Here is a 20023-nt window from a genome sequence, read left to right as displayed (position 1 = left end):
AGCCCTATTTCTTGGCATAGCCGAATGGCCACAGCATCAGGTAGCTGCGCACGTTGCCATAAAGCTTGCCCAGGCCCATTGGCTCGATCAGCAACACGATGATGATGGTTGCGCCATAGACCATGTGAGGAATGTGCGCCAGCGCCTCCACGCCAATGTTGATGCCCATGAGCTGCGCCAGCCAGGCAATGAACGCATTCATCTGGCCCGGCAGCAACAGGATGAAGGCCGCGCCGAAGTAACTGCCAATGATGCTGCCCAGGCCCCCGACGATCACCATAGCCAAAAGTTCGATCGACACGTTCACCGCGAATTGCTCAGGCGTCACGGCCTGGTAGAAGCCGAAGATCAGCATGGACCCGCTCACGCCACCAATGAAGGCCGAAGCCGCAAACGCCACGAGCTTGTAGTAGAAGCTCTGTACGCCAATGACAGCTGCAGCGAAGTCCTTCTCACGCACAGCCACCAACGCGCGGCCCAATGCACTACGCCGGAGGTTCAGCATGAACAGCGTGACGAAGAGCGTCCAGGCCAGCACTACGTAGTACTTACCAGCATCTGAGGTGATGGCTTGTCCCAGCAACTTCATGGCAGGCGCCTGCAACGTGGCAGACACGCCGCCGCTAATGGCAGGCACATGAGAGATAACCCAGTCCATGATGAACTGCATGGCCAGCGTGGAGAGCGCAAGGTACAGACCTTTCACGCGCAATGCGGCAAAGGCGAACACCGAGCCAATCGCAGCGGCTGCAGCCCCACCCAGGATCACCGCGATCTCCCACGGTACTCCGCGCCGCGCGGCATGCACCGAGGCATAGGCACCGATGCCCATGATGGCGGCGTAACCAAAGTGGAACTGCCCGGCCCAGCCGAGGATGAGGTTGAGTCCGAGAGCCGCCGCCGTCCAGATCAGCCAGGGCCGCACATAGCTGGTGAGCTGCAGTGAGCTGAGAAGCCACGGTGCTGCGACGGCGAACAACAGAAGCGCAACAACCGCCCAGCGCTCGAAGGGGATCGGGAACAGCGTGCGGTCGGCCGCGTAGTTCGTGTGGAATATGCCTGCCTGGCGGTAGAACATTCGCTAGATCCTCTCAATGTCATGCCGGCCAAACAGGCCATGCGGGCGGATCAATACGGTGAGTATCAGCACCGCGGCCACTACCAGGTCGCGGGTGCCACCGCCCAGTAGCGGATCAAGGTACCCCGACGCCACGTTCTCCAAGATACCCAGGAGCAACCCGGCCAACAGCGCGCCACCCAGGCTGTCCATGCCACCGAGCACGGCGACCGTAAGCCCCTTGAGAAGCAGCATTGACAGCGATTGGTCCACCGTTTGCACTGAACCCCACAGTACGCCGGCCGTGGTGGCGGCCAGCGACGACAGCGCCCAGGAAAGTCCCACGCCGCGTTCCACCGAGATGCCCACGGACCAAGATGCCGTGTAGTCATCCGAGATCGCCCGCAACACCAGGCCGCGCCGTGTGCGGAAGAACAGCATGAAGACCACGAACAGCACCAAAGTCACTGCCGCGCCCACTGCATACGCCCGGTTGACCAGCAGCGTGCCCAGGAAGAGTGGCGCGTCGCTGATGCCCAGCGACATGTTGCGCCCGCTGCCACCCCAGAACGTCAATGCTGACGCGCGCAGGAAGATGTCGATTCCCAGCGTCATCATGAGGATCATCACGATTGGCCGGCCCGCCAGGCGCCGCAACGCCACGCGCTCGATCCCCAAGCCAACCAGGAACATGGCGGCCATGGTGAGCGGGATCGCCGCCCAGATCGGTATGCCGAAGCCGTTGAACATCAGCACCACATACGCGCCCAGCATCACCAACGCGCCCTGCGCCAGGTTGGGCACCGAAGATGACTTGTAGATCAGTACGATGCCCATCGCGACCAGCGAATACATCATGCCGGCGAGGCCGCCGTTGATCGCGAGTTCAAGGAAGTACATGACGTCCATGGCTTAAAGCTCCTTCACCGAAAGAAGGCGCTCGGTCACACCGACCTCGCCGTTCTCATAGACGATCTGCGCCTTCATCGCGACGCTCGCGTGCCCACCGTAAATCGCCTCGATGATCGGCGCGTAACGCTCTTCGACCACATTGCGGCGCAACTTGCGGGTGCGGGTGATCTCGCCGTCATCGGCGTCGAACTCTTTATGCAGGCTCACGAAGTGCCGGAGCGCCAGGAGCTCGGGCAGCTTGGTATTGACCTTACGCACAGCTGCAGCAACGAGTTCCGAGACCTCAGGTTTCTGAGAGAGGTCTGCGTAGGAGATGTATGAGATACCGCGCTGCTCGGCCCAATGGCCCACTGTCTCGCGGTCGATGCAGACGATAGCCGACAGGGTGTCGCGGCCCGTGCCCAGTACGGCCACGTCCTTGATGAATGGGCTGAACTTCAAACGGTTCTCAATGTAGTTCGGGATATAGCGCTCTCCTTTGGCCGTGTGCACGACTTCCGCGACGCGGCCCAACACCACGAGTTGACCGTCTTCCTCGAAGTAGCCGGCGTCGCCCGTGTGGAGCCAGCCGTCTTTCAGCGTCGCCTCGCTCGCGGCCGTGTTCTGGAAGTAGCCTGCAAACACGCTACCCGAGCGGATCAACACCTCGCCGCTCTCGCTGATCTTCACCTCAACGCCCGGCAGCGGCCTGCCCACCGTGTGCAGGCGCACCTCATCGGAGGCCTGGATCGCGTTGAACGCGCTGCTCTCGGTCTGCCCGTAGAGCTGGCGCAGCCGAACGCCCAACGCGCGGTAGAACACGAAGGTGTCCTCGCCGATCGCCTCACCTCCTGTAAATGCATGACGCAGACGCGACATACCCAACTGGTCCTTGATAGGCCGCATCACGAGGAACTCGCCTAGCGGCCGCAGGAGGCGCTGCGCCGCCGTGGGCTGATGGCCTTCCAGCTTGCGGCGCTCGGCGTCAATCGCCGAATCCATGAACAGGTTGTAGAGGAATCGCTTGAGCGGTGTTGAATCCTCCATACGCACTTGAACCGTGGTGAGCATGTTGTCCCAGCTGCGCGGGGCTGCCAGGTAGAAAGTCGGCGCGATCTCGCGCAGGTCATGCAATACCGTCTCCTGCCGTTCGGGAATATTGATGGTGAAGCGCAACGCAACCCCCGCGCCCATGGTCATCGCAAAATCGCCAACCCAGGCCATCGGCAGGTAAGCCAGCACCGACTCACCGAAACCGAAGGCACCAGCTTCGCGCGCATTGCGCACCCCGGAGAGCACGTTCGCGTGACTAAGCACCACCCCCTTGGGCTTACCGGTGGTACCGGAGGAATGAATGAAGACAGCGGGGCCATCGGGCTGGGCAAGTTGTGTGATGGCATCGCGCAAGCCGGGCTCTGCGCCCAGACGCGCGCGGCCTAGCGTTTGCAGCGCCTCCCACGACATAAGTCCCGGGGCTTTGTACGCATTCATGCCTCGCGCGTTGTCGTAGACGATATGGTTCAAACCAGCCCCGCGTTCCCGCAACTCGAGGGCTTTGTCGACTTGCTCCTGATCTTCTGCCACGACGAACTTCACCGGCAGGTCCTGCACCATGTGCAGCACCTCGTCGACCGTCGCATCGGGGTACACCGGTATGGCATAACCGCCAAGGGCCCCCGTGGCCAGCATCGCGAGATACAAGCGCGGGCGGTTATCGCCAAGCACGAGCACGCCCTGCCCTGCGGAAAGTCCAGTGGCCTGCAGCCCGGCGGCGCAGCACAACACTTCCTCATACACCTGAGCCCAGGTGAGCTCCTGCCAGATGCCCATCGATTTCTCGCGCATCGCGATGCCGCTCGATGCGGCCGCAGCGTTGGCCGCGAGGATGCGCACGAGCGTGGTGCGCGGGTTCTCGTCCCAGATCGCGGGACACAAGTCACGCTGCTGCATGCGCGCTCCCCAGGTAGGCCTTGACCACACGCGGATCGGCCATCACTTCCCTCGGTATGCCGGTACCGATCAGCTCGCCATAGCTCAGCACCAGCATGCGGTCGCAGATGCCGGTAATGATGTCCATGTGGTGCTCAATGATCAGGACCGTGACGCCACGTTCGTCCCGCGCATCAAGGATGAAGCGCGCCATGTACTCCTTCTCCTCCTGATTCATGCCGGCCATTGGCTCATCCAGAATCAGAAAATCCGGCTGCGCGACCAACGCGCGCGCCAGCTCGACACGTTTCTTGAGGCCGAGCGGGATCGACTCGACGTGCTCGCCGCGCACGCTCTCCAGCTGCATGAAGTCGATGACCTCCTCGACGATCTCCCGGTTGGCCATTTCTTCAGGCCGCGCGGCCCACGGATAGAGCATGGTCCGCCACACGCTAGGGTGCATGTGCACGTGCCGGCCGAGCAGGATGTTGTCCAGCACGGTCATGCCGTTGAAGAGCGCCAGATTCTGGAAAGTTCGTGCCACACCCAGACGCGCCACCTTGTGAGGTGCCATGCCTGTAATGTTGCGGCCATTCAGAAGGATCTGGCCCTTCTGCGGCGGGAAGAACCCGGTGATCGCATTGGTCATCGTCGTCTTGCCGCTTCCATTGGGGCCGACGAGGCCGAAGATCTCGCCCTTCGCTATGTGCATGTCGACGCCAGTTAGCGCAACCAGACCTCCGAACCGGCGCTCGATGCCTTTGCACTCAAGCACATGCGGAGTCGAAATATCGCTCATGCCGCCTCCCTCATCATCTCGCGCCCAATCAACATACGGCGAATTTCAGAAGTGCCCGCGCCGATCTCATACAGCTTGGCATCGCGCAGCAGTCTGCCCGCGTCGTAGTCGTTGGTGTAGCCATTGCCTCCAAGGCATTGGATCGCATCCATCGCCGACTGCGTGGCCGATTCGGCCGCCAGCAGGATCACGCTAGCCGCCTCCTTGCGCAGCGAATAGCCGAGATCTGCGCGGGCTGCCATCGCATATAGGTGCGCACGGCTGGCACCCAGGCGCGTGAACATGTCCGCAAGCTTGGCCTGGATCAGTTGGAACTCTCCAATGGGCTGACCAAACTGGCGTCGCTCGGTCACGTAAGGCATTACGATGTCCAGCGCCGCCTGCATGAGCCCGACGCAGGCGGATGCCGCGATCAGCCGCTCATAGTCCAGCCCCCGCATCAACACGCGCACGCCTCCGTTCAACTCGCCCAGCACATTAGCCGCCGGCACCCGGCAGCCAGAGAACACCAACTCGCAGGTACCCGAGCCACGCATGCCCAGCTTGTCCACACGCTGGCGTGTGTCGAACCCGGTCGTATTTCGCTCGACGATGAAGGCGGTGATACCCGCCTTGCCGGCGCCAGGTTCGGTCTTGGCATACACCACAAAGGTGTCTGCGTACCAGCCGTTGGTGGTCCAGAGCTTGGCACCGTCCAGGATGTAGGCATCGCCATCGCGGCGCGCCTTGAGCTTCATGGAAATGACGTCGGAGCCGGCGCCGGCCTCGCTCATCGCAAGAGCGCCTACGGCCTCGCCACTCAATAAGGGAGGCAGGTAGCGCGCCTTCTGCGCGTCTGTGCCATGGAGCTGGATCTGGTTCACGCACAGGTTGGAGTGCGCGATGTAGGAGATGCCAACCGAGCCAGAGGCCCGCGAGATTTCCTCAGCGATCACGACGTGTTCCGCATAACCAAGCCCGGCACCGCCATCAGCCTCAGACACCGTGGGCCCGAGCACGCCCAGGGCACCGAGCCTCGGCCAGAGCTCGCGCGCAAACCAGTCGTCGCGGTCGATCTTCTTCGCGAGCGGCGCGATCTCGGCTGCGGCGAAGCGGCGCACCGCACCGCGCAAATCTTCATGCGGTTCTTCGTGCAAAGCACTTGCAACACTGGCTCGTTCTTGTCTCATGTCTCCTCGTTCTTCACCGGCGGACTGCCCCGGAACATCTCCCGGGTGAGCCACTCTTTATGACAACATGCAGCCGAATATTAGGGATATTGAAAGGTAACCGCAAGCCATTGCCACGGTCTTGTTCTCATGGATTACGCTAGGAAAACGAAGATATCAGAACAAAAAATCATGATGCATTGCAGCAATTTTCTATTCGCCATATAGGCAATGTATTGCCTATATTTACGCTCTCCCGAGAGTCCTACGCCTCACGTTTCGCGTCAGATTGGTTACGTTCTTCCGCAAATGCCCTGATGCTTGGGCGTGCATCGCTGAAGGCCAGCAGGCTTGCGAAGGCGGAGTGGTTGATGGTGACGAGAACATTGGCTGAAGCCGTACAGATGATGTTAGGATTCATAAACGGACAAATGACCGATTAATGCAATTCTGGTTGTTCACCAGGAGACCACATGACGCAAGCCATAGCCGCGCCGTTCAGCACGGTGGAATCCCAACCCTGGCACGAAATCCAGGCGATGCAGATACAGCGGCTGCAAACCCAGCTCACGTATCTCTTGGCGCATTCGGCCTTCTACCAGCACAAGCTCGTGGACGCAGGCATCACCAAAGGCGGCGTCCGCAGCTTGGCAGATTTGCAACACATTCCCTTCACCACCAAGCAGGAATTGCGTGACAGCCTCAAGGCGGCACCCCTGCTCGGTCTGCACCGCGCGGCGCCCGAAGCCGACATCGTGCAGGTGCAAGCCTCCTCCGGGACGACCGGCAGCCCGGCCTATGTGGGCCTCACGCGCGAGGACCGCGATCACTGGACCGAGATGACGGCGCGGGGCCTCTACGCCTGCGGCATCCGCCCGCGAGATAGGGTTCTGCACGCATTCTCGATGAGCAAAGGCTTCGTTGGCGGCGTGCCGATCTACCAGGGCGTCACCCAGATCGGGGCGGTGGACCTGCCCATCGGGGCGGATGGCGGCGTAGACCGGCTGTTGGTCGCCGCGCGCGATGCGCGCCCGCGCTGCATCGTCGGCACCCCCAACTTCCTGCTGTACATGGCGAGCGTGGCGCCAGAGTTGATTGGCAGGAGGGCTACCGACATTGGCGTGAAACGTCTGGTGGTTGGCGGCGAGCCGGGTGGGGGCATCCCCGCAATCCGACAGGGGCTCGAGGAGCACTGGGGTGCCATATGCTGTGAGGTGATGGGCGGCACGGACCTCGGCTGTGTCTACTGGGCCGAGGCCGACGACCAGCGCGGCATGTACTTCGTCGCGCCAGACTTCATCCTGGCCGAGCTGATCGACCCGGAAACCGCAGAACCCATCGAGTGGAAAGAAGGGGCGACCGGCGAGCTGGTCTACAGCTCTCTACAGCGCCAGGCCTCGCCCGTGTTGCGCTTCCGTTCCGGTGACCATGTGACTGTCACCGCCATGGGCGGGCCGGGTGGCCGCACCACGCCAGCTATCCGCTGCTTCGGCCGCACTGACGACATGCTGATAGTGCGGGGGGTGAATCTCTTCCCCTCGGCTGTGCAGGACGTGGTCTCGTCGATGAAACCAACCGTGGGCGGCGTAATGCGCGTACTGGCAGACTTCGAAGGCCACACCACGCAACGCAACCTGCAGCTGCTGGTGGAACGCGCTGCTGGCGCCGCTGCATCCGACGACGCCGCCACCGCACTGAACGTAGAGGCACGGGTGCGCAACGCGCTGGCGGTAAAAGCCGAGGTTCGCATGGTTCGCCATGGCTTCTTTGACGCGCCAGGCGCACAAAAGGTCGCCCTCACGTTGCGCAAGGTCCCGGATTTCAACGCATGAATGACATGACCACACCCAGCAAGGCGCTCTCAGACGCCGAGGAACGCACCGCCAACGAAGCGGCCTACCGCGAACTGCTGGCCAGCTTGCACGTCGCGCGTCACGCTGCCTGGCTCGGGGGCCCCCAGGCCACTCGTGACAAGCACATTCAACGAGGCCGGCTACTGGTGCGCGAGCGCATCGCCATCTTGCTCGATCCGGGATCGCCCTTTCTCGAGATCGGCGAGCTGGCCGGCGAAGGCCTGTATGAAGGCGTCGCGCCGGGTGCGGGCATTGTTACCGGCGTGGGTCTCGTGCAGGGCCGCGCCTGCATGGTGATCGCCAACGACCCCACGGTGAAGGGCGGCACCTATTTCGGCATGACGTGCAAAAAACATGTACGTGCGCAGCGCTTCGCTCGCCAACATCGCCTACCGTGCATCACGCTAGTGGACAGCGGCGGTGCTTTCCTGCCGGATCAGGCCAACATCTTCCCAGACGAGGGCCTCTTCGGCAGCATATTCCACCACCAGGTGGGCATGTCGTCCGAAGGCATCGCTCAGATTGCGGTCGTGCTGGGGGCCTGCACCGCGGGTGGCGCCTACATCCCGGCGCTGTGCGACGAAATCGTGATCGTGCGGGCCAAGGGCTTCATGTTCCTGGCAGGCACCCAGCTCGTCCAAGCAGCTACCGGCGAGCGGGTCGATCCGGAACAGCTGGGTGGCGCGGACATGCACAGCAGCGTGAGCGGCGTGACGGACCACATCGCCGACGACGACGGACAGGCCATCGCCATCGCGCGGCGCCTCGTAGGGGAGTTGCCTGCTATGCCGCCTTGCCTGCGAGATCGCGTGCCGGTGGTTGCGCCTTCGCGCCCCCCGACCGACATCTACGGCATCGTCAACCGCGACACGCGCAAGCCCACACCGATGCGCGAATTGCTCAAGTGCCTCCTGGACGCTGGGGACCTCGGAGAATTCAAGGCCGAGTTCGGCGACACACTTATCACCGGCTTCGCCCGCATCGGTGGCTGGCAGGTCGGCGTGCTGGCTAGCAACGGCGTGCTGTTCACCGAAAGCGCTGCCAAGGCTACGCACTTCATCGACCTGTGCTGCAAGCGCAACGTGCCATTGCTGTTCCTCTCCGATGTGGCCGGCTTCATGGTTGGCCGCGAAGCCGAACAAGGCGGCATCTCCAAGGCGGGTGCGAAATTCATCACCGCGATGAGCTCGGCCCGTGTCCCGAAGTTCACCATCATCACCGGCGGCGCGTATGGCGCGGGCTATCTTGCCATGTGCGGCCGCGCATTTCAGCCGAACGCGATGTTCATGTGGCCCAACGCCAGGGCCGCCATCATGGGACCGGACCAGGCGGCGACGACGCTCGCGCTGGTCAAGCGCCAGAACCTTAAGGCCGGCGAAACCTGGACCGCTGATGAGGAGGATGCCTTCAAGGCGCCCATTCGCCAGCATTACGAAACCTTCGCTGCCGCGCGCAACTTCGCTCGCCAGTTGTGGGTAGATGGCATCTTGGACCCGGCTGAGACGCGCGAGACGCTCACACTGCTGCTGGACATCGCCTCTCGCGTTCCGACGCCCGAGACACACTTCGGTGTCTTTCGCATGTGACCCTGAAACTCAGCCATAACCATGTTCAAGAAAATCCTCATAGCGAACCGCGGTGAGATCGCCTGCCGCATTGCCCGCACGGTGCGTCGTATGGGCCTGCGTGTAGCGACCGTCCATTCAAGCGCCGATACCGAAGGCCTGCATGTGCGCGAGATCGGCGAGTCGGTTTGGGTCGGTGAGGGCCCGGCCCGCCAGAGCTACCTCGACATCGAAGCCGTGTTAGCGGCTGCCCAGCGAGTGGGCGCGGATGCGGTGCACCCGGGCTACGGCTTCTTGTCGGAAAACCCGCAATTCGGGCGTCGTTGCGCTGACCTCGGTATAGCCTTCATCGGCCCTTCACCCGAGGTGCTTGCACTGTTCGGTGACAAGACCGCGGCGAAGAAACTGGCTGTGCAACTGGGCATCACGACAGCGGGCGGGCTGGATGAACCGAGTGACGATGTCGAGGCCTTGCTTGCAGCAGTCTCGTTGCTGCCCACGCCCTACATCCTCAAGGCCGTAGCGGGCGGTGGCGGCAAGGGCATGCGCGTGGTGCGCGACGCCCTGCAGGCACGCGAGGCTATCACCGCGGCGATCCGCGAGGGCCGCTCTTCATTCGGGGATGGGCGGCTCCTCGCCGAGCGCTACCTCTCCAAGCCCCGCCACATTGAAGTACAAATCCTGGGCGACGGTTCAGGCAAGGTACTACACCTGTACGACCGCGAATGCAGCCTGCAGCGGCGCTACCAGAAGGTCGTTGAAGAAGCGCCTGTGACGAACCTGCCTCAGTCATTGCGTAAGCAACTATGGGCGCATGCTGTGGCACTGGGGAAGGCGGTCAACTATCGCGGTCTGGGCACCGTCGAGTTCGCTGTGACCGGCGAGAGCGCCGTGTTCCTCGAAGTGAATCCAAGGTTGCAAGTGGAGCACCCGGTGACGGAAGCCGTGACCGGGCTGGACCTGGTGGAACTTCAGATCCGCACGGTGGCCGAAGGCCGCCTGCCGTTCTCGCAGGAGGAGCTTGCAGATCCGCGGGGCGTGTCTGCGCAGGCACGCCTGTATGCGGAAGACCCTGCGCAGAACTTCCTGCCGAGCACTGGCTGCGTCGAGGTGTTCGAAATGGCGCCAGGACTACGCACGGACACCGGCGTCTCCAGCGGGAGCGTGATCAGCGCGCACTACGACCCGATGATCGCCAAGCTCATCGCGCACGCGGACACCCGAAAAGGGGCGCTCGCGCAGTTGCGCGAAGGCCTGGCGGAAACAACTGTGCTGGGCGTCACCAGCAACCGAGGCTTCCTGCTTGACCTGCTGGCTGATGCCGACGTACAGGCGAACGGGGTCACAACGGAGTTCATAGACGGCTGGCTTTCCCGACGAGGAACGCAGCCTGAGCCGACAGCTCACGTGGCGGCGCTGCTGGCGTTGTGGCTCGCGCAGCAACGCGCTTCGACAGGCTCAACGGCAGGTGCCTGGTACGACGCCGCGTTAACCGGGTGGCGCATCGCGCGGGGAGGTGTGGAGAGCGAGGCAGCGGCGACTTACAAGGCGCTTTCATCCTCAGGTGACTGGAAGATCGGCTTCGCGCCGTCACCAGCCCCCGGCGAGTTCGTTGTTGACGTCAATGGCACACGGCATCGCGTCGCCGCACACGAGGCCTTGTCCGGATGGCAACCCGTTACCGTCGATGGCCTCACGCTGCGCCTGCGCGCGCATTGCTTCGTCGAGCGTGCGAGTGCTCTGATCGGCGAAGCGCAAATCGTGCTCGACATCCGCCCGGCCCACGATGCCCGGGCTGGCGCCAGCGCCGCACACAGCGGACTGGTGCGTGCGCCGATGATGGGGCTCGTGGTCGGGGTCCACGTCGCCAGCGGCCAGCTAGTGACCGCTGGCCAGCGGCTTGCCACTATCGAGTCGATGAAAATGGAAATGGCGATCACCTCGCCTATGGCGGGCACCCTGAGCTGGGTCGGCTGCGCGACGCAGGCGCGGGTGGAGCGACACCAGGACCTGTTTCGTATCGATCCCGCTGCATAGAACCCAAGCAAGGAGATCGACCATGACACATGAGCTACCGCAGCGCATCGATATCCACGAAGAAGGCCCTCGCGAGGGCTTCCAGATTGAGCCAGCAGGGTTCTCCATCGCCGAACGTACTTCGCTGGTAGAAGCCCTCGCGGACGCGGGGCTGAAGCAGATCCAGGTCGCCTCCTTCGTCAATGCCAAGCGCGTTCCGCAGATGGCCGACGCGGCCGAACTATTCGCGGCCGTCAATAAGCGCGAGGGCGTGAAGTACACCGGCCTGTGGCTCAACCCGCAAGGTTTCGAGCGTGCTCGCGCTGCGGGCCAGGTGGATCTCGCGGGTACCCTTTACTTCTACGCCTCAGATGCGTTCAGTCGCGCCAACAACGGCATGGGCATGGAAGAACACGCCCAGGCACAGCGCGCCTGGGTGCACCGCTACCGCGACGTGGGAATTCCCATAGACACTGCTTACGTGATGACAGCCTTCGGCTGCCACATCGAGGGCGCAATCAGTGAAGACCAACTAGCCCGCTCGCTGCGGTTCGTCGCCAGCCTGGAGCAAAGCGAGAGCTTCAAACTCCAGAATTTTTACCTGGCTGACACAGTGGGCATGGCCAACCCGGCTGCCATTCAACGGCGCGTAGCGATGGTTCGCGAGATCCTTCCACATGCGCGGGTGGGCCTGCATCTGCATGACACGCGTGGCCTCGCGCTGGCCAATGCACTGGCTGCGCTGCAGGTGGGCGTGGACTTGTTTGATGCCTCGATCGCGGGCTTGGGCGGCTGCCCGTTCTGCGGCAATGCGCACGGCGGTGCGTCTGGCAACATCTGCACCGAGGACCTGGCCTTTCTCTGCCGCGAGATGGGCATCGAAACCGGCCTGGATCTGGAGAAGCTGCTCACCGCTGCGCGGTTGGCTGAAAAAATCATCGGGCGCAGGCTCGACGGACGGCTGATGCACAGCGGACTACCTGAGCATCTGCACGGCACGCCTGGCACCTCTTGATATCAATCTGCTTTCAAAAATACAAACCGCTCGCATTGAGAGGGGGCTGTTCTGAAGGTCTATGGTTTCGGTCAAGCAATAAAGCCGTTCGGGCTGAGCTTGTCGAAGCCTTGCGCAACGCTTCGACAAGCTCAGCCCGAACGGTTCTTTATCGATCGAACGCAACTCGGCACGATGCTTTTCGACGCTGCATGATGAGCTAACCTCGTGCCGCTATAACAGGTCGCTGAGTTCTGCGCCCCCCGCTCTTAGGCCTTCACCGAAACGCCCAGAAGCTGCTTGGCCAGCCGCTGGTAGATCTTGATCAGCCGTTGCTGTTTGAGCCGACCTTCCTCGCTATACCAGGCGCCTATGCCAGTCAAAAGCGAAAGCAGTGCCAACGTCGTCACCGCCTTGTCCTCCAGTTTCCATAGGCCGGCCTTCTCCCCATCTATCAAGATCTTGCGCAAGTGGGCCTCGTACTGCTTGCGCATGGCAACGACCTTTTCGTACTGCGGCGGAGACAGGCTGCGCAATTCCATATTGCCGATGAAGGTCTCTTCCTTGCGCACGGTATGCCACTCGATGTGGAACTGCACAAAGCACTCGAGCCGCTTCATCGGGTCAGTAAGACCCGCCATGCGCGCATCAAGATCGCCTAGCAACTCAATCATGACGCCTTCAAGCAACGAGGCCAGGAACTCCTGCTTCTGCGGCACGTGGTTGTAGAGCGAACCCAGGCGTAGGTTCACGTCAGTGGCTAGCTCGCGCAGATTCATCGCCTCGAATCCGTGGCGGTAGATGCGCGAGACCGCCGCCTTGCGGATTGCGCGTAAGGTGTCGGCGCCATTAACGCCAGCGGGGCGTCCCATCAGGCGGCCGTCCCGAGGTTGAGAGAAGCGGTGCAGTGCATGACCTCGATGATCTCAGATAACGCGGCCCTGCATCAACCCGGCCACCCAACTGCGCGGCTCAACCTGAAGAATTGGCGCCATGGCACACTTGAAGCCAACACGCAGCATGGAGCTATTCCGAAGTGACCGCCAAGCATTTGCCGACTGACCCTGTCTCAGAGAAACCAGGACGCGGACGGCCCAAGTTAGAGCCGCTAAGCCAGAAAACGAGAGCCGCCATCTTGAAGGCTGCGATCAAGGTGTTCTCGCAATATGGGTACGACGCGGGGAGCATAGAGAAGATTTCGAAAGAGGCGAAGTCTGTTGACCGGATGATTTACTACTACTTCGGCAACAAGCAGGGACTCTACACCGCTGCACTAGAAGAAATGTACCAGCGCATGGGAGCGGCGGAAGAAGCCCTGGAGATTGATCTGGGGGATCCGAAGAAGGCCATCACCAAAATCGTTCAATTCGTTTTTGGGTACTACATGGCTCATCCCGAACTCATCGTGCTTCTCAATAATGAGAACATGCACAAGGGACGGCATTTGGCCAAAAGCCGGCCGCTGGAGCCCGGCGGCGCGGTCTCCCCTGTTTTGACACGCATTGAGAAGATCGTCGCCGAAGGTCAGCGCACTGGCCTATTCAGGCGCGGTGTAAAGGCTCGTCACATCTACCTGATGATCCTCGCCTCGGGATATTTTTTCGTGTCGAACCGGTACACGCTGTCCCGGTTTCTGGGTGAGGCGCTAGACGATGAAGCGCACAAGGAGTGGACGGCTTTCGCATCCGACTCTGTCATGCGTGTTCTGGAGAAAAAATCGGTCTGATGAGGCAAGGCCCTGCAGTAACACTGCCGCGCTGCAAGCTTGTCAGTTGGGAATCTGCAATTCAATCAGGAAGGGTCCGCTACGCGTCAGTGAATGTAGAAAAAGATCGTTGAACTCATCCATGGTGCACGCCGTCGCCGCTTCAACGCCGAAGCCCTGCGCGATGCGTACCCAGTCAAGTGACGGATTTTCAAGCGAGAAGAGTTTGTCCGCGCTCGCGCCTGGGTCTACACCCATTCGCTTCATCTCATTGAAGAGAATCTCGTACTTCCGGTTCGAGAAAACGACTGTTGTGATGTCCAGCCGCTCACGAGCTTGCGTCCAGAGAGCTTGCACCGTGTAGAGGCCTGAACCGTCAGCCTGGAGAGAGACGACGCGCCGCTGCGGTGCTGCAATCGCAGCACCTGTTGCAAGCGGCAACCCGGATCCTATGGCCCCGCCTGTTAACTGAAGCCAATCATGGCGTCGCGCGCAGTGCGTAGCCCCGTAGGCCGAGCGCCCGAAAGTCACACCTTCATCCACGACGATGCAGTCTTCGGGCATCAACGCCGCCAGCGATTGTCCGAACGCCAGGGAAGATATCTCTCCGTGAGCTCGCTCGATAGGATCCCAGGCCCAAGAGGACTCCGGTTTCAACAACTCGCAGCCAAGCCGGGCACTCACCTCGCGCAGCGCGCCTTCGATATCGTCACCCGCCGCCCCCAGACTGCTGAAGAGGGTACCGGGTACCTCGGGGCCGCTAACCCCATCTGGACCTGCAAAAGCGAAAACCGGGCGTTGGGCTCCAACAAGAACCACATTTCGAATGTCTGCAAACAGCTTCTGTGCAGGTGGCACGGCGTAAGGCACCCGTTCGATCAGAGGCCGGTCACCCCCACGCTCGACCCTGCGAATAAAGCTATGCGCCAGAACGATGGCACCCGTCTTCGCAGCGATCGCAGCCGCGAAGCGAGGCGCGTCGCCGCATAGGGCGTCATCGCCCAGAATGAAGGCAGTCGAAGAGCCAAAGCCGGCAAGACTGGCGGCGGCAGAGACCGCTTCGTCGGGCACACTCGGCCGGGGGCCGAACGGTGCCACCGTACCTATGCTTCCTCCTGGCCCCCAACAGACATCCGAGGGGAGGATAAGGCTGGCGATTGCACCACCACCGCTTCTTGCCTGAGCGATGGCGGTGGCAGCATCTGTGCCTACTGAGAGTGAAGATTTCGACTGCCGTGTCCACGCCGAAACAGTACGTGCGTAGTTCAGCGTCTCAGATGCCAAAGGGGGGTTCAAAGGCGCGTGAAACTGCGCCTGGTCTCCCACTACGTTGACAATCGAGCTGCCAGCTTTCTGCGCGTTATGCAGATTGGAGAGTCCGTTCGCAAGTCCTGGCCCACAATGGAGCAAAGTTGCGGCAGTGCCCCCGGAAATTCGCGAAAAACCGTCCGCAGCGCCGGTAGCGACGTTTTCAGCCAGGGCGAGAACACAGCGCATCTCAGGAACGGTGTCCAGGCCCTTCACGAAGTGGACCTCGCTCGTTCCCGGATTGCCAAAGCAGGTGGTTACCCCGCCTCTAACCAGGGTGTGAAGAAGCGTCTCGGCACCGTTCATAGAGAATCCGTTGTCCACACCGGAGATCAATCGAGCTTCAGCTTCAGTTTGGAGAAGGCCTCGCGCCAGCCCACCGCATCCTGCTCGATGAGTTGCTGGAAGGCCTGCGGATCTAGCTGTAACGGCTGGGAACCATCGCGTGTGATGATTCCCGAGACGCGTGCATCCGCCACAGCGGTTCGGACGGCAGCGTTGATCGTAGCGACCGCGTTTTGAGGGGTGCCGGTGGGCGCAACCAGCCCGTACCACACCGACAGTCCCAGCTCTGGGAACCCCTGCTCATACACTGTGGGAACATTGGGTGCACCCGGCACTCGAGTCTTGCTGGTCACGGCAATTCCTTTGTATTCGCCGTTGGCCACCTTGTGGATCGATGTCGGGATGCCGTCAAAGTAGACATGAATATCGCCCCGCGAAAGAGCCGTTAACGCGGGAGCAGCACCCACATAGTGAACGGAGACCATCGACTCGTCAGCCGCCTTGGACAGCAAGGCTCCAAGCACATGGTTGGAACTCCCATTTCCGAGCGTGCCGTAGTTGAGAACGCCAGGCTTGCCTCGGGAGACGGCCACCAGCTCTTTAAGAGAGTTCACCGGCAGATCTTTATTGATGTCGAGCATGAAAGGCATCAACATGATCCCGGCCACAGGGATGAACTGAGATGGCGAGTAGGGAATTTGCTTCTGCACCAGCGGCACGATGCTCAATGTCGTTGATGTTGCGAAGAGCAGGTTGTATCCGTCAGCGGGGGCTTTCGCGACGGCCGTGGCGCCGATGACCGTGCCCGCTCCCGGCTTGTTGTCAATGATCACGGGCTGTCCCAATTGCGCCTGAAGCCTTTCGGCAAGCACCCGGGCGATCACATCCGCAGAACCGCCAGCAGCGTAGGGCACTGTAATCTTGATCGGACGCACTGGAGCCCAGTCGGCCGCTTGTGCACAAGCGGCCATGAGAAAGCTAATTGTCGCGAGAAGAATCTTTCGGGGGGACATATTGGGCTCCTTTACTGGCGCAACGATGCGCGTGATGGTTGAGGTTAGAAACGCATGGCGAAATATCAAAGGTAAATGGGTTCGGCTTGCTCCATCTGTTGAGTGTCAGAGAGCTCTTTGAATTCAGGTGAAGTCAAATGCTTTGAACTGGTCTTCGCGCCAGGCCAACGCCGCTTTCAGACCGTCCTTCTGAACGCGCTCGGCAAACTCATCATTCACCTTGGTCCGCCCGGCATAGAGGCTGATGTAGCTATCCACCCCCGCTTCAATCGCGGTCCGAATCCCAGCCACCTCGGCGCCGCGGTTAATGGAACGCTTCGCCCAGCGCAGGGCCTCTGGAGAAACCAGGGCCAGACGTTGTGCATACATGCGAGCCTTGGCGGGAAGTTCCGCTGCAGGAACCACTTTGTTCACCATTCCATAATCCAGCGCAGTCTTCGCATCGATCAAATCTCCGAAGAAAACCAGTTCGCGCGCGCGCTTTAGGCCAATCATCCAGGGCATCACCATCACTGGCCCCACATGAGAGAACTTCACCTCCGGCTCTCCGAATTTGGCGTCGTCGGCGGCAATGGTCAGGTCACACATCATTGCAAGTTCGCACGCTCCTCCAAGCGCATAACCTTGGACCGCTGCGATCACGGGCTTGTTCATGCTCCAAGGGGCCAGGGCCATGCGCATGCTGTTGCGAAGAATCGATTCCCAGCGAAACGGGTCATGAGCGCTTGCATCGTCGCTGGACGCGCCCACAATGTCGAACCCCACTGAAAAGGCACGGCCTTCAGCCTCCAGCAAAACCACGCTCGCTTCGTCATCTGTATCTGCACCTTCAAGCGCCGCGATCAGTTGCTCTTTCAATGCGGCGTTTATCGCGTTCAGTTTGTCGGGACGGCGAAGCGTAACGACGCCCACTTTGTCCTCGCAGTGGTAAGTGACGAGTGTGCTCATTCGGGATTTCCTTTCAAGAGTTCGCTTTGATCAAGGCGTCAACCACCAGGCATCCTTGCCCCTGGGGAAGCACCAGAATGGGGTTCAAGTCCATCTCTTCGAGTGAATCGCCGCAGGTCGCTACAAACTTGCACACGGCCAAGGTGCAGTCGACCAAAGCCTGGATATCGCCGGCAGGCCTTCCACGAAATCCCTGAAGAAGTTTCCCGGCGCGGCCGATTGTCAGCATCTCCCGGACCTGGGCCTCGCTTACCGGCAGTAATCTCAACTCCAACTCGTCTATGAGTTCGATCAGAATCCCGCCAACCCCAAATGCCAGTACATGCCCCCAGGCTGGATCGCGCTTGACCCCAAGGAACACCTCCATGCCACCCTTAACCATCTTCTGAACGAGGAGGTGGTCTTTGGACAAACCCATCGCTGCGCAGCGGGTGCACAGCACGTCCCAAGCGTTCTTGAGGTCGCTGGCGTCCTGAATACTGAGGACGACAAGGCCCGCCTCTGTCTTGTGCGGTACCTCATCGGATGCCACCTTAAGAACCACCGGCCATCCGAATCGCTCCGCCGCCGCCAGGCATACCGTGAAGTCATTGGTGAGGAGTTCAGGAACACAGGGAACGCCGAACTCCCGAAGCAGCGCCTTCGCGTCGTACTCGTTGACCGTCGTTCTTGCGCCCATTGAAGCCAGTACGTTCTCGCCCCGAGGCACGGGTAGCTCCGCAGATTGCACATCCGTGCGGCTCCAACGCGCAAGCACATCGATGGCGGAAAGCCCCTGCCGGACGCCACCGAGCATCGCCGCACCCGCGCCACCCAAAAGCTCCAGATTTCCCGTATGCATCAAGCCAGGCCGGGTATTAAGGAGGTAGTGAGGTTTTTCGGATGTCGCCGCTGACTGTGCAAACACTGTGCATGCCAGCTCCGACCGCCCAATCGCCGCGTTCTCATTGTTCTCGTTGCACAGGACAATGGCGTCGTAATCCGGGGACAAAGAGAAGTGTTGCAGTGCCGTTCTCAGGTTGGCACTGACGTCACCCGCTCCCCACGCGTCAAGCGGGTTTCCATCGCCCGCAAAGTGTCCAATCGCCGCACGCATGGATTCGATTTCACGAGGCTGCATCGGGGGAAGATTCAGGCCTGCACGGTCGACCGTGTCCAACACCAGTTCGGTGTGTCCACCCGACCCGGTGACCACTGCGATCCGCTCGCCCTGGGGAAGTCTTTTGGCCTGGAAGGCGGCAAGGATTTCCGTCATTTCATCAAGCGACGCCACTTCGATAGCGCCAACGGTCTTGAGAAGTTCGGAGAAAACCCTCGCTTCGCCGGCGAGCCCTCCTGTGTGGCTGGCCACGGCTTCCATAGCCCGCCGGCTGTTGCCCACCTTCAAGACGACTACCGGCTTTCTGGTTCTGGCCGCTTTCAGAAGTGCCGATCTGAATTCAGCCGGATTACGCACCGCTTCCAGGAATAGCGCGATGATTTCTGTATTTTCGTCGTCCACCAGAAAGTTAACGTAGTCCCCTGCCGTGACGACGGCTTCGTTACCCGCGGAAACCACATGGCTGAAGCCGAACCTGCGCGTATCGCTCAGAAGGCCAATCGTGATCGATCCGCTCTGAGACACCAGGCCAATATTTCCGCGCAGCGCTCGCCCATCCAGGATAGGCAGCTTGTATGTTGAACTGCCATCAACCAGGTTCACAATACCCATGCAGTTGGGTCCGCAAACGGCCATACCAGCGTTCTGCGCTATGGACAACAGCTGCTCCTGCTGCCTTTGGCCCTCTTCCCCCGCCTCTGCAAACCCACCGTCATACATCACTGCGGCTCTCGCGCCAATCCTCGCGAGATTGCCAAGTTCGTGGAGAGCGCTGCTGCCATTCAGGCAGATCGCCGTCACATCCGGAACTTCACTCAGATCGCCCAGGGACGCGAAGCACTCATAACCCAATAACTTTGGATACTTTGGATTGATGGGCCAGACCTGACCGTCATATCCGAGATTCCTGAGCGAGTTCAGAATGATCTCGCCAATCGATCCGGGCCGATCCGAGGCACCAACGATCGCAATGGAGCGCGGAGCGAGAAGATGACGCAAAGGCATTGGACGATCTGACCGAGGGCGTTCCGGGCTTTTCATGTTGTTCTTCTCATAAATTAATGTATGGATCAATCCATGAATAAATTAGGGAAAAAATTCACACCTTGAAAGCAAGAAAGGCGTTCTCAAGGATTAAATGTAGCGTTCAATACATTAAATGATATCCGTTACGTGGAATGACGGCAAGCAAGTAGTTTCCCGACCTCATCGCGCGAAAAAGTTGCGCAATGCTGTGGGCAGTAGCGAACAACGTGCGCCAGGGGTATGTCACGGGATCCCAAGCGAAAGCCCCCTACTGCATGGGGCTGCTGGACTACGGCGACGTGGAAGCAACTGCGACCGCTCCGTTGCGATTTGGTTGATGCCTCAATCCGCGACACCTTCTCAGCGGGCTGGCTGTATATCCCGAGT

Annotated in this window: 16 protein-coding genes; 6 read left to right on the top strand and 10 right to left on the bottom strand. The window is 60.9% G+C overall.

What is annotated here, in order from left to right; all coding sequences use genetic code 11:
- Positions 1-4: 4 nt before the first annotated feature.
- The 5 genes from G518_RS0106595 to G518_RS0106575 are packed head-to-tail and all read right to left on the bottom strand — an operon-like array spanning position 5 to position 5845.
- The gene (locus tag G518_RS0106595) at positions 5-1078 is read right to left on the bottom strand and encodes a branched-chain amino acid ABC transporter permease (RefSeq protein ID WP_028601840.1); all 1074 of its coding nucleotides are present in this window, start codon (positions 1076-1078) and stop codon (positions 5-7) included.
- 3 nt (positions 1079-1081) lie between these two features.
- Complete coding sequence (locus G518_RS0106590; RefSeq protein WP_028601839.1) at positions 1082-1966, bottom strand: branched-chain amino acid ABC transporter permease; 885 nt, start codon at positions 1964-1966, stop codon at positions 1082-1084.
- A gap of 3 nt (positions 1967-1969) precedes the next feature.
- Positions 1970-3898, bottom strand: a complete 1929-nt coding sequence (locus tag G518_RS0106585; RefSeq protein ID WP_028601838.1) for an AMP-binding protein — start codon at positions 3896-3898, stop codon at positions 1970-1972.
- On the bottom strand, positions 3885-4676 hold the full coding sequence (locus G518_RS0106580) for an ABC transporter ATP-binding protein (RefSeq protein WP_028601837.1): 792 nt from the start codon (positions 4674-4676) through the stop codon (positions 3885-3887). The genes G518_RS0106585 and G518_RS0106580 overlap by 14 nt, the downstream gene beginning before the upstream one ends.
- Entirely contained in the window at positions 4673-5845 is a 1173-nt protein-coding gene (locus tag G518_RS0106575; RefSeq protein ID WP_051236140.1) for an acyl-CoA dehydrogenase family protein, read from the bottom strand. Before G518_RS0106575 ends, G518_RS0106580 begins: the two co-directional genes overlap by 4 nt.
- 452 nt (positions 5846-6297) lie before the next feature.
- On the opposite strand from G518_RS0106575, the gene G518_RS0106565 reads away from it, so the two are divergent.
- From G518_RS0106565 to G518_RS0106550, 4 genes are read left to right on the top strand one after another with little or no spacing between them, the layout of a single operon-like run.
- Positions 6298-7656 (top strand): phenylacetate--CoA ligase family protein, encoded by a 1359-nt coding sequence (locus G518_RS0106565; RefSeq protein WP_028601835.1) that lies wholly within the window; start codon positions 6298-6300, stop codon positions 7654-7656.
- The gene (locus G518_RS0106560) at positions 7653-9263 is read left to right on the top strand and encodes an acyl-CoA carboxylase subunit beta (RefSeq protein ID WP_425414277.1); all 1611 of its coding nucleotides are present in this window, start codon (positions 7653-7655) and stop codon (positions 9261-9263) included. Before G518_RS0106565 ends, G518_RS0106560 begins: the two co-directional genes overlap by 4 nt.
- A gap of 21 nt (positions 9264-9284) precedes the next feature.
- A complete protein-coding gene (locus tag G518_RS0106555; protein WP_028601833.1) occupies positions 9285-11279 on the top strand; it encodes an ATP-binding protein in 1995 nt (664 codons plus the stop codon).
- A gap of 22 nt (positions 11280-11301) precedes the next feature.
- Complete coding sequence (locus tag G518_RS0106550; RefSeq protein WP_028601832.1) at positions 11302-12273, top strand: hydroxymethylglutaryl-CoA lyase; 972 nt, start codon at positions 11302-11304, stop codon at positions 12271-12273.
- A 248-nt stretch (positions 12274-12521) separates the two neighbouring features.
- On the opposite strand, the gene G518_RS0106545 is transcribed toward G518_RS0106550, so the two are convergent.
- Positions 12522-13124, bottom strand: coding sequence for a TetR/AcrR family transcriptional regulator (locus tag G518_RS0106545; RefSeq protein ID WP_028601831.1), 603 nt, complete (start codon positions 13122-13124; stop codon positions 12522-12524).
- Between the two features lie 263 nt (positions 13125-13387).
- Here G518_RS0106545 and G518_RS34175 point away from each other — a divergent pair, with 263 nt between their 5' ends.
- Entirely contained in the window at positions 13388-13978 is a 591-nt protein-coding gene (locus G518_RS34175; RefSeq protein WP_169457906.1) for a TetR/AcrR family transcriptional regulator, read from the top strand.
- Positions 13979-14020: 42 nt separating this feature from the next.
- Here the strand turns inward: G518_RS34175 and G518_RS0106530 are convergent, their stop codons facing one another.
- The 4 genes from G518_RS0106530 to G518_RS0106515 form a co-directional block, all read right to left on the bottom strand.
- On the bottom strand, positions 14021-15571 hold the full coding sequence (locus G518_RS0106530; protein WP_028601830.1) for an acetolactate synthase large subunit: 1551 nt from the start codon (positions 15569-15571) through the stop codon (positions 14021-14023).
- A gap of 26 nt (positions 15572-15597) precedes the next feature.
- Entirely contained in the window at positions 15598-16563 is a 966-nt protein-coding gene (locus tag G518_RS34170; protein ID WP_051236138.1) for a Bug family tripartite tricarboxylate transporter substrate binding protein, read from the bottom strand.
- Positions 16564-16686: 123 nt separating this feature from the next.
- Positions 16687-17511 (bottom strand): enoyl-CoA hydratase/isomerase family protein, encoded by an 825-nt coding sequence (locus tag G518_RS0106520; protein WP_028601829.1) that lies wholly within the window; start codon positions 17509-17511, stop codon positions 16687-16689.
- A 13-nt stretch (positions 17512-17524) separates the two neighbouring features.
- Positions 17525-19651, bottom strand: a complete 2127-nt coding sequence (locus G518_RS0106515; RefSeq protein WP_084651536.1) for an acetate--CoA ligase family protein — start codon at positions 19649-19651, stop codon at positions 17525-17527.
- 188 nt (positions 19652-19839) lie between these two features.
- Between G518_RS0106515 and G518_RS41285 the strand changes: the two genes are divergently transcribed.
- Positions 19840-19974, top strand: coding sequence for a hypothetical protein (locus tag G518_RS41285; RefSeq protein WP_281170514.1), 135 nt, complete (start codon positions 19840-19842; stop codon positions 19972-19974).
- Positions 19975-20023: the final 49 nt, after the last annotated feature.

The organism is Ottowia thiooxydans DSM 14619 (assembly GCF_000422885.1).
GTDB lineage: Bacteria > Pseudomonadota > Gammaproteobacteria > Burkholderiales > Burkholderiaceae_C > Ottowia > Ottowia thiooxydans.
The sequence above is the reverse complement of the archived record's forward strand: the minus strand, read 5'-3'. Positions and strand labels throughout refer to the sequence as shown.